Source organism: Paenibacillus sp. TAF43_2, from assembly GCF_052113545.1.
GTDB lineage: Bacteria > Bacillota > Bacilli > Paenibacillales > Paenibacillaceae > Pristimantibacillus.
Genome location: NZ_JBFRDK010000052.1, coordinates 25,220 through 35,741, shown reverse-complemented (window position 1 = coordinate 35,741; position 10,522 = coordinate 25,220). Strand labels below are relative to the sequence as shown.

The following is a 10,522-nucleotide window of genomic DNA, read 5'->3' as shown; positions in this document are numbered from 1 at the left end:
GCATACTAATTATTGAAGATGAGAAAGCCATTGCCGAGCTGGAACGAGATTATTTGGAAAGTTACGGTTTTAACGTTCAAATTGAAGGGAGAGGTGATATAGGACTTGAGAAAGCGCTCGAAGGAAAGTTTGATCTTATCATTTTAGATGTAATGCTTCCTAAAATCGACGGCTTTGAAATTTGTCGACAAATTAGACAAACGATCAATATTCCAGTGCTGATGGTAACCGCGAAAAAAGAGGATATTGATAAAATACGAGGATTAGGACTTGGCGCTGACGATTATATGACCAAGCCCTTCAGTCCAAGTGAGCTGGTAGCACGCGTGAAAGCTCATTTGGCTCGTTACGAGCGTTTGACAGCTGACAAAGGGGAGCGAGGCGAGCATATTCGCATACGCGGATTGTTTATCGATAAGCCTTCACGAAGAGTCATGATTCATGAGCAGGAAGCGATGCTTACTTCAAAGGAATATGAGCTTCTGCTGCTTTTAGCTTCACACCCTAATCGCGTGTTTGAGAAAGAAGAGTTGTTTGAACGTATTTGGGGGCTTGATTCAAATGGAGACGCAGCTACGGTTACGGTTCATATTCGGAGGCTGCGTGAGAAAATTGAGCATGACCCATCCAAACCTCAATATATAGAAACAATTTGGGGAGTGGGCTACCGTTTTAAAGTATAGATAGAAGATGAGGAGTGGGAGAGATTGAAGAGCATCATCCGATTTTCGCTTAATAACAAATTTGCTTTGTGGATTTTGACGCTGCTTGTGTTATTTGCTGGACTTTATTCAGGAATGAATATGAAAATGGAAACATTGCCCGATATTACGGTTCCAATCGTAAGCGTCACAACTGTATTGCCGGGTGCTGCACCTGAAGAGGTAATGGAGAAAATTACGAAGCCGATTGAGCAGCGGACTCGCAATCTTAAAGGTGTTAAAGTCATTAGCTCAACATCCTATGAGAATGCTTCATCTGTCGTTATTGAGTACTCCTATGAGACAGATATGGAAAAGGCGGAAGCGGAAGTTAAAAATATCCTCTCCGAGATTAAGCTTCCAGCAGGAACGCAAACCCCATCCGTTTCACGTATCAGCTTGAATGCATTCCCTGTCCTTGCAATGAGTATCTCCAATGAAAAGATGAATTTGGAGCAGCTTACGAAGGAAATAGAAGAAAATGTATTGCCGCGCTTTCAAGGTATTGAAGGTGTAGCGAGTATTCAAGTTTCTGGACAAAATGTTAAGGAAGGTGAACTATCCTTCAAAACGGATAAGCTAAAGCAAATCGGCTTAACCGAAGAGATGGTGAAAGGCATCATCCAAGCGTCAGCTATTTCTGTACCGCTAGGTATTTATGAATTTGGCGAGACAGAGAAGGCGCTGGTCGTTGATGGAAACATAACGACTGAGAGTGATTTGAAAAACTTAGTCATCGTGCCAGGTGTTAAGCTTAGCGATGTTGCTGATTTAAGCATCGTAGGCAAAGCAGAGTCTATTTCTCGTACGAATGGCAAAGACTCCATTGGGTTTAACGTCGTCAAAGCGGCTGATTCCAATACGGTTGACGTTGTTAATAATGTAAAAGCAGAAATAAAAGAGCTTGAAGGCAATAATGATGGTTTGTCTATTGTAACGACACTTGATCAAGGCAAGCCGATCGAGGATTCCGTTCACACGATGTTAAGCAAGGCGGTAATCGGCGCATTGTTCGCTGTCATTATCATTATGATTTTCTTGCGCGATATTCGTTCCACGATTATTGCTGTCGTTTCGATTCCACTTTCCATCCTGATCGCTCTTCTGATTTTGAGTCGGATGGATATTACACTGAACATTATGACACTTGGTGCGATGACCGTCGCGATTGGGCGGGTAATCGATGACTCGATTGTCGTTATCGAGAATGTATATCGACGAATGGCGCTCCCTACAGAGAAGATGAAAGGCAAGGAATTGATTCTTGATGCGACGAAGGAAATGTTCGTACCGATTTTGGCTTCCACAATCGTAACGATTGCCGTATTCCTGCCTCTTGGACTTGTTTCGGGCATGATTGGTGAAATGTTCTTGCCGTTTGCATTAACGATTGTATTTGCTCTACTAGCATCATTGCTTGTTGCCATTACGGTCGTTCCAATGCTGGCGCATATGATGTTCCGCAAAGGGATGAAAGCTGGCAAGGCGCATCACGATAAGCCAGGCCGCTTAGCGGAATGGTACAAAGGTGCACTTCGCTGGTCGCTTGATCATAAATTGGTTACTTTTGGTTTAGCAACACTACTACTTATCGGAAGTCTGTTCCTGCTTCCAGTGATTGGAACGAGCTTCATTCCTGGCGACGAACAGAAAATGATGATTGTTTCCTATAATCCAGCACCTGGAGAAACGCTTGAACAGGTAGAGAAAATGGCTCTTGAAGCTGAGAAGAAATTGCTCGATCGTGAAGGTGTTACCGTCGTGCAATATGCAGTTGGCAGCCAAAATCCATTTAGCCCAGGAGCTTCTAAACAAGCGTTGTTTAACTTGAGCTATGATGAGGATTATGCTGGTTTTACAGCTGAGAAAGAAAAAATTGTACCTATGCTGCAAGAGCTAGGCGGCAAAGGCGAATGGAAACAGCAGGACTTCGGAGTCGGAGGTCTTGGTGGATCGGGCATATCGATGCTTGTGTATGGTCCGGATATGAACACTGTTCAACCTATCGTGGATGACCTTATGAAGAAGCTTGCAGATCATAAGGATTTGAAAAATATTGATTCCAGCTTATCGGAAACGTATGAGCAGTATCGCCTTGTAGCTAACCAAGAGAAGCTTAGTCAAAACGGATTAACAGCAGGCCAGATTGCAATGGCACTTAGTCCTGTTCGCGAGCGTCCCGTTCTGACGACAGTTGAAGTGGATGGCGAGGAATTTAACGTTTATGTGAAGGTTGATACAAAAACCTATACGAATAAATCAGATCTAGAGAATGTGAAATTGACTACTCAGTTAGGTACTGAAGTGGCTTTGAAAGATGTCGTGACTATCGAAGAAGGTGAGTCGCCGAATACGATAACAAGACGTGATGGTCGTATGTATGCTGAGGTTTCAGCAGATGCAATTTCATCTGATGTCGGTAAGGTTTCGGCAGATTTGCAGAAGATGATTGATGAGACTGATCTTYCTGCTGGCGTCGATATCGAAATGGGTGGAGTAACGGAGCAGATCAATGAGTCATTTATGCAGCTAGGCTTAGCGATGCTTGCAGCGATTGCTGTCGTTTATCTCGTACTTGTCATTACATTTGGTGGTGGACTTACACCATTCGCAATTCTGTTCTCCCTTCCGTTTACGATTATCGGTGCGCTAGTAGCACTGTTAATTGCAGGAGAAACACTGAGCGTTACCGCAATGATTGGTGCCCTGATGCTCATTGGTATCGTGGTCACGAATGCAATTGTCCTTGTTGACCGTGTTATTCAAAAAGAGAAAGAAGGACTTTCCGTCCGCGAATCACTTATTGAAGCAGCGGGTACACGTCTTCGTCCGATTCTAATGACGGCAATTGCAACCGTAGGTGCGTTGCTTCCGCTCGCATTTGGATTCGAATCAGGCGGTTTGATTTCTAAAGGTATGGCGGTTACCGTAATTGGCGGCTTGACGAGCTCAACACTGCTCACGCTCATTATCGTACCTATCGTTTATGAGTTCTTGAACCGTAAACGCAAACCACGCACTGCAGAAGAAGCATAACAATTCGAGATAGCAGAGAGGCTGTCACAAGGTCATTGATCTTGTTGACAGCCTCTTTTTTTAGTTGTTGCTTTTCAAATTGGGCGATTAGGTAAATGGATTAGTAACACTAGCGGAGCTTTTTTCATACGTATATGTCATGAACGATTATCGGCATATGACCAGTTTGGGTTGTTCTCATTTTCATTTCCTATTTTGTGAATGCCGATGATAATCACATGAACATATAACGGAGGCTACTAAGATGAATGAATTTAAGAACGATCTTCAAAATTTGAACACGGATGCATTTAAATCGAGTGGAATGACGCCGAATGCGGGTCAAGGCCAAATGGATCCCAATAATGCTCGGTTGTGTATTGGCTTTTGTATTGGTTTTTGTATCGGCTTTTGTTCATGCGGCGGCTGTGGCGGCTGCGGAGGTTGTGCAAGATGCGGTGGCTGTGCTCGCTGCGGAGGCGGCTGTGCCCGCTGTGCTGGTTGTGCCCGTTGCCGTTAGTCAACTATTGAGATGTAAATAGAAGGTTCAAGACACCCCTGCAAACGCTTTTCGGGATGCTGGGGTGTCTTTCTATGCGAGTGCAGGTATGACGGACAAATAGCCATACATATCTTTATAGAGGAACTCTTGTTACGAAAAGCCAGATTTCAAAATAAGGAGGAATGAATTTTGGATCCTTCTATGCGCCTTAAAGTGAGAGGAGATACTTTTTTTCTCCCGAGCTCGGACGGAAGTGTCTATTTCCGCAATAATATCGGTTCATTTCGGATGGAAGGCAGTACAATTGATCAATGGATAGAAAAATTAATTCCGGTGTTTAATGGTGAGCATTCATTGCATGAAATAACGGATGGATTGACAGATCAATACCGTGATCATGTTTATGAGATTGCAAAAGTATTGTATGCGAATGGCTATGTCCAAGATGTGAGTCAGGATAGGCCGCATCAGCTTCCGAGCCATATTGTTAAGCAATATGAGGCTCAGATTGAATTTTTGGACAGCTTTGATGGGTCTGGGGCATACCGTTTTGAGCTGTTTCGAAAGTCCAGCGTGCTTGTTGTCGGGAACGGGAATTTTTTGGTTTCAGTAGTGAAATCATTACTTGAATCCGGCCTTCCTCAATTTCACTTCATCAATATGAACGCGGAAACGACGGGACCTAGACGAATTACGGAACTGGTGCACCATTACAGACCATTCGATTCAGAGATCAAGGTGGACGAGATCAGCTTGCCGAAGGATGGGGGAGTGGAATGGTCATTAGTAATACAGCCATACGATGCAATATTTTATGTGTCAGATCCAGAAGGGGAAGCTGAGCTTCAATCTCTTAATCAAGTATGTAGACAAAATAATAAAGTGCTGCTGCCGGCTGTAATTCTAGGGCAAGCAGGTCTAGCGGCTCCGCTCGCCTATTCAAATTCGGAGGGTGACTGGGAATCAGCAAGACGCAGAGTCCATTATGCTTCTATTTATAAGGAAACAAATGATTATGCTGTTTCATCTGTTGCGGAATCGCTGCTCGCTAACGTGATCGTTTTTGAATGGCTAAAAACAGCTGCAGGTGTAACGAAATTACAAAATAATAAACTGTTTCTGCTGAACCTAGAGACGCTGGAAGGCAAGTGGCATCCGTTTCTTCCTCATCCGTTAGTCAATCAAAAACAAATGGCGAAGAAGGTTGAAGATTATGAGCTTCTGTCGGAAGAGAGCACAGGAAAACGTGATTCAAGCGGATTGCTCCCTTTCTTCAGTCAATTAACATCCATGGAGACGGGCATCTTTCATATTTGGGAGGAAGGAGAGCTGCGTCAGCTGCCGTTGTCGCAATGCCGGGTTCAGTCCGTTGATCCGCTGTCAGAAGGCCCAGCGCTGCTGCTCTCGGAAGTTGTATGCAACGGTATTAGACATGAGGAGGCACGCAGAGAAGCGGGGCTTGCTGGAATTGAAGCCTATGTGTCTCGTATGGCAAATATATTCATCAACCAGACTCCTGAAATTGGCTCTGCATTAGAGCCTGTGCTTATGAGCGTAGGAGCAGGGGAGACGATCGAGGAGGCCGTCTGCCGCGCTTTGCAAAAGTATTTATCCGAAGAATGGATAAGGCTATACGAAGCAGAACCTCCTTCAATCACGCCGATGAAGCTTAGTCAAGTTGAGGATGAACGATGTCGTTACTATATAAATGCGCTAACCACGATGCAAGGATCACCTTCCTTTGGCATCAGTGAGACTGTAATTGGTTTTACAGTTGTATGGCTGAGAACAAACGATTGCTGGTATCACGCAGTTGATTTAAATGAAACGAGGGCACTTCGCAGAGTTCTATTGGGTGCATTGCTGGACATTCAGAATAAAGATTCTCTCTTTAAAGGGAAAATAAATCAATTGGCTTCTGTAAATGTGAAGGAAGACGAAGTGGTGAACCTCTCCATAACCGAGTGTGATCCATTTGAGCATCGAGAGGTTCTGAAGAATGCTTTGATGCATCTACAAAATAACCAAAAGCGTCTTCTTGTGTATAACTTAACTTCGGAAGCTTTTTTCAATGAGGAGCTGGCGGGAGTATTCGGCATCTCGCTCCGAGAGGAGACAGAAGAGTGAGCGCTAAAATGGCAATTGTAGGCGAAGGGCTGCTTGCAGATTACGTAACCGATCTATTATCTGAATTTTGTCAGGTTGAACGAGTGAGTGATCTGTCGTTTGGTGTTCCAGAAACGGCAGAGCTTGCGCTCGTACTGAGCGATGGCTATGATTCAGCTTCTCATCTGATGGCAGAGGAAATGTTTAAGCAATCGGGGACACCATGGCTGCGCGGCTTTGTATCCTTTGGTGAGGGCGTAATTGGTCCGCTTGTCATTCCCGGGACAGCAGGCTGCTCGCAGTGCGCTGATCTGCGGCGTTTGATGGCTGGAAATGATCGGAAAGAAATGTGGGAGCTGCAGCATCTTTTTATGCACGGTGAAGTTTATCCGGATATTTGGTCTTCTCGAAGCGGGCTTCTGCATGTGGCTCATCATATTGCTGTTGAAGCTGAACATTTCCTCCTTAACAACAAGGCTCATCTTGAAAATCGTGTGAAGCTGGTACATTTGCAAACGCTCAACAGCTCGGTTCATTTTTATTTGCCTGATCCGCTTTGTACGATTTGTGGAGAAATACCTGATGATTCGGCTATAGGTTCGCGTATTAAGTTGCATCCAAGCCCAAAAATTAGCGAAAATAGCTATCGAACTCGTTCGATGAGTGAGCTGAAAGCTGTATTAGCCAATGATTATCTGGACAATCGCACAGGGTTTTTGAACGGAAAAATGATTGATCTGATGTCGCCATTTGCGGATTCGAGCATTATTCTACCGATGTTTTCGGGAGATGAAGGCTGCGCTGGCCGTACAAATTCTTTTGCAGACAGTGAAATGACAGCAATACTAGAGGGTTTAGAACGTTATTGCGGTATATCGCCTAGAGGAAAGAGGACGGCGGTTCATGACAGCTATGAGCATTTGAGTGAGATTGCCCTTGATCCCGTTCGGGTAGGCGTGCACGAGAAGGAACAGTATGAGCGTCCCGATTTTCCGTTTCAACCATTCGACCCGAGCAGAAAAATCGATTGGGTGTGGGGCTATTCGTTTTTGCAGGAGAAGCCTATTCTCGTGCCGGAACTGCTCTCTTATTACAGCTCTGGCTGCGGCCATGGATTTGTATACGAAACCTCAAATGGCTGTGCGTTAGGAGGCAGCTTGGAGGAAGCTGTTTTTTACGGAATACTGGAAGTAGTAGAACGGGATTCATTTCTCATGACCTGGTATGCACAGCTTCCGCTTGTTCCTATAGATCCTTATTCCTCCGGAGATCTGGAATTAACCTTAATGGTGGAGCGTTTACGTGATGTCACCCAATATGATGTCCATTTATTCGATTCGACGATGGAGCATGGCATTCCGAGTGTATGGGTGCTTGCCAAAAACAGAACGGAAAATGGCGTTAATATGATTTGTGCTGCTGGGGCGCATCCCGATCCAGTGCGGGCAGCAAAAGGAGCCATCCATGAGATCGCTGGCATGCTGCTCGCGTTTAATGAGAGGTTAGAAGAAAACCGTGAGCAGTATGAACGCATGCTTCATGATCCTTTTCTAGTTCGGCAAATGGATGATCATTCGATGCTGTACAGCTTGAAGGAAGCTGAGGAACGGTTGAACTTCCTTCTTCAAAATGAGAGGCCGCTCCGTACATTCGAAGAGGCATTTAAACCAAGGCCAAAGCATGCAGATTTGACAGATGAATTAAACGTTTTCCTCAAAGTTTTCCGTGAATTAAATTTAGAAGTTATCGTTGTTGATCAAACGACGCAGGAAACGCTGAGAAATGGGCTCCATTGTGTAAAGGTGCTCATTCCAGGTATGCTCCCGATGAGTTTTGGTCAACATCTTGTCCGCTTGAGAGGACTTGAGAGGGTGCTGCGAATACCAACTGAGCTGGGTTACGTCAAGGAGAGGTTGACGCATGAGCTGCTTAATCCTTATCCGCATCCGTTTCCATAAGCACTGTCTGCTGTCATGCAGTGGATCTCGGCGAGTTGGCACTTAGGAGGGGAGATATGAGTCTGAAGGCTTTTTTGCACCAATTGCAATATGATCCAGACAAAACCAAACCTCAAGATGTGGAAATTGATTGGGATAACGCTCCTCTACCGTACAAATTATATCGTCATGTACCGGCATTTCCTCTCGCTTCGGATGTTCCGCTTACTTTGACGGGCAAACGGGAACATACGATGCCAACGCTACGGGATATAGGCCATTTTCTTTGGTATACGTTCGGGCTGACACAGCTTAGCCAGTCTGTTCTTGAACAACATGCAGGGGAGGAATGGGAGGACTCCTTGCAGCTTTGTAGACGTTTTGTTCCATCAGGCGGAGGGCTGTATCCAAGCGAAGTATATCTTTATTTAAAGCTGGATGAGTTACCTAACGGAATTTATCATTATGATGTGGCGCATCATCGTTTGCTGCTGATGCGTGAAGGCCAATTTGATCGGTATTTGAGCAATGCGTTAGGTGATCGGTGTGACATAACAAACGGCTTTGGAGCCGTATTTGTGTCCACTTTTTTTTGGAAAAACTTTTATAAATACAATAACTTCTCCTATCGATTGCAAGGATTAGATGCTGGCTTGCTCGTTGGCCAGCTGCTTGAAGTGGCTAAACGTTATGACTTTGAGGCGGGTGTTTACTTTCAGTTTCTAGATGGCGCCATCAATCATATGCTTGGTCTACCTGATACGGAAGAAAGTGTATACGCTGCGATTCCTCTTGCGATAGATGCAAATATGGAATGGTTCCACCATGGTGATAGCGCCGAAAAAAATATTTCTTCAGATGAATTATGCAGTATGCTTCCGTTAATTAGACATGAGCACTACATGCGATCAAAAAAGGTATTGGAATATCCGCTGCTCATTAAGCTAAATGAAGCCTCCATCATGGAATCCACACGCGCGATTAAACAGCTGGAGGGGCAGCAAATACTAGCTAGCAGTAGCGACGTTTTTGCTTTACCGAGCGTAAATCGGATGATGTATGATTTAGCATCGGTATGCAGGCAGCGCTACTCGCCAGAAAGTGAATTTGTATTGGAAACCGTGAGCATAACCGATTTGGCAGCACTATTGCAGGAGATCATGATTTCTTATAAGTATCGTAATGATTTGGATGGTTTAGTGCGAAGTCCATCGTCGCGCGTCCATTTATATGGCTGTTTTTATGGTGTTGATGGGATTCAAGATGGAGCGTATTACTATGATGCTGCGGCTCACGCGCTGCAGCTTGTCCGTGCGGGTGACCAAAGGCCATGGCTTCAGTATGGCATGTCTTTGGATAACGTAAATTTATTCCAGGTGCCGCTTACTTTTCATGTGGCAGGTGATCTGGAGCATTTTCATAAGGAGCTTGGCTTTCGCGGCTATCGTATTCAACAAATGGAAGCGGGAATGCTCGTTCAACGTTTGCTGATTGCTGCTTCCGCATTGAGGATGGAAGGACGACCGCTGCTAGGCTTTGATGTTAGCTCCATGAATGAGCTTTATGAATTAACGCCAAATGGACTAACGAGTCTTATTCAAATTCCTATTGGCCCATGTCGACCTCGCTCGCGACTCGAAGGCAGTTTGTCGCAATAGTTGATGAGGAGACAAAAGGGCAGATTGAATGATGGCAATCATTCAATCTGCCCTTTTTATGTTTTTCTTTTTTAACCGTTAGGCTGCTCGGCTGCTGCCTTCTTCTGAAGCTCCCCGGCTGGCTGGCATGTAACTGGGAAGCAAACATGGTGCGGATGGTGATGCATCATAGGGTGGAACCAAGCATGATGATAATCTAAAGTCGAGAGCTCCCATCCATCATGAGGATGATGGTGATCGTAGTGCATATGCTCATCCCACATCTCATGCATCATGGGATGATAATCATCCATCATGTGATGAAAGTGATGCATATGGTGGAAATCCTCCATCATCGGATGAAAATCCTCCATCATCGGATGGAAGTGATGCATGTGGTGAAAGTCATGAAATTCGTGCATGTAAGGATAATGATGCATTAGACTTAAATCAACACAGCAATGAGCTGGGGCGGGAGCCGTCTGTGCATTCACAGTTTCCGGTCCCAAATTGGCTTGGGCAGGGTTTGTTTGCATTTGTTCATAGTACTCAGGCATAACAGCCGATTGTGGCATATAAGATTGATTGCGTATCATGGTGTGCCTCCTTTTTATCATACTCTAC

7 protein-coding genes are annotated in these 10,522 nt (G+C 44.8%); 6 read left to right on the top strand and 1 reads right to left on the bottom strand.

The window, feature by feature from the left end:
- The first annotated feature begins 2 nt into the window (after positions 1–2).
- From AB4Z17_RS13900 to AB4Z17_RS13875, 6 genes are all read left to right on the top strand, one after another.
- On the top strand, positions 3–683 hold the full coding sequence (locus AB4Z17_RS13900; RefSeq protein ID WP_441960311.1) for a response regulator transcription factor: 681 nt from the start codon (positions 3–5) through the stop codon (positions 681–683).
- 24 nt (positions 684–707) lie between these two features.
- A complete protein-coding gene (locus AB4Z17_RS13895) occupies positions 708–3,737 on the top strand; it encodes an efflux RND transporter permease subunit (protein WP_441960309.1) in 3,030 nt (1,009 codons plus the stop codon).
- A gap of 314 nt (positions 3,738–4,051) precedes the next feature.
- On the top strand, positions 4,052–4,258 hold the full coding sequence (locus AB4Z17_RS13890; protein ID WP_441960307.1) for a hypothetical protein: 207 nt from the start codon (positions 4,052–4,054) through the stop codon (positions 4,256–4,258).
- A gap of 149 nt (positions 4,259–4,407) precedes the next feature.
- Complete coding sequence (locus AB4Z17_RS13885; RefSeq protein WP_441913155.1) at positions 4,408–6,345, top strand: putative thiazole-containing bacteriocin maturation protein; 1,938 nt, start codon at positions 4,408–4,410, stop codon at positions 6,343–6,345.
- Positions 6,342–8,282, top strand: coding sequence for a TOMM precursor leader peptide-binding protein (locus AB4Z17_RS13880; RefSeq protein ID WP_441960305.1), 1,941 nt, complete (start codon positions 6,342–6,344; stop codon positions 8,280–8,282). Before AB4Z17_RS13885 ends, AB4Z17_RS13880 begins: the two co-directional genes overlap by 4 nt.
- 56 nt (positions 8,283–8,338) lie before the next feature.
- Positions 8,339–9,919, top strand: coding sequence for a SagB family peptide dehydrogenase (locus AB4Z17_RS13875; RefSeq protein ID WP_441960303.1), 1,581 nt, complete (start codon positions 8,339–8,341; stop codon positions 9,917–9,919).
- A 71-nt stretch (positions 9,920–9,990) separates the two neighbouring features.
- Here the strand turns inward: AB4Z17_RS13875 and AB4Z17_RS13870 are convergent, their stop codons facing one another.
- Entirely contained in the window at positions 9,991–10,494 is a 504-nt protein-coding gene (locus AB4Z17_RS13870) for a hypothetical protein (protein ID WP_441913161.1), read from the bottom strand.
- Positions 10,495–10,522: the final 28 nt, after the last annotated feature.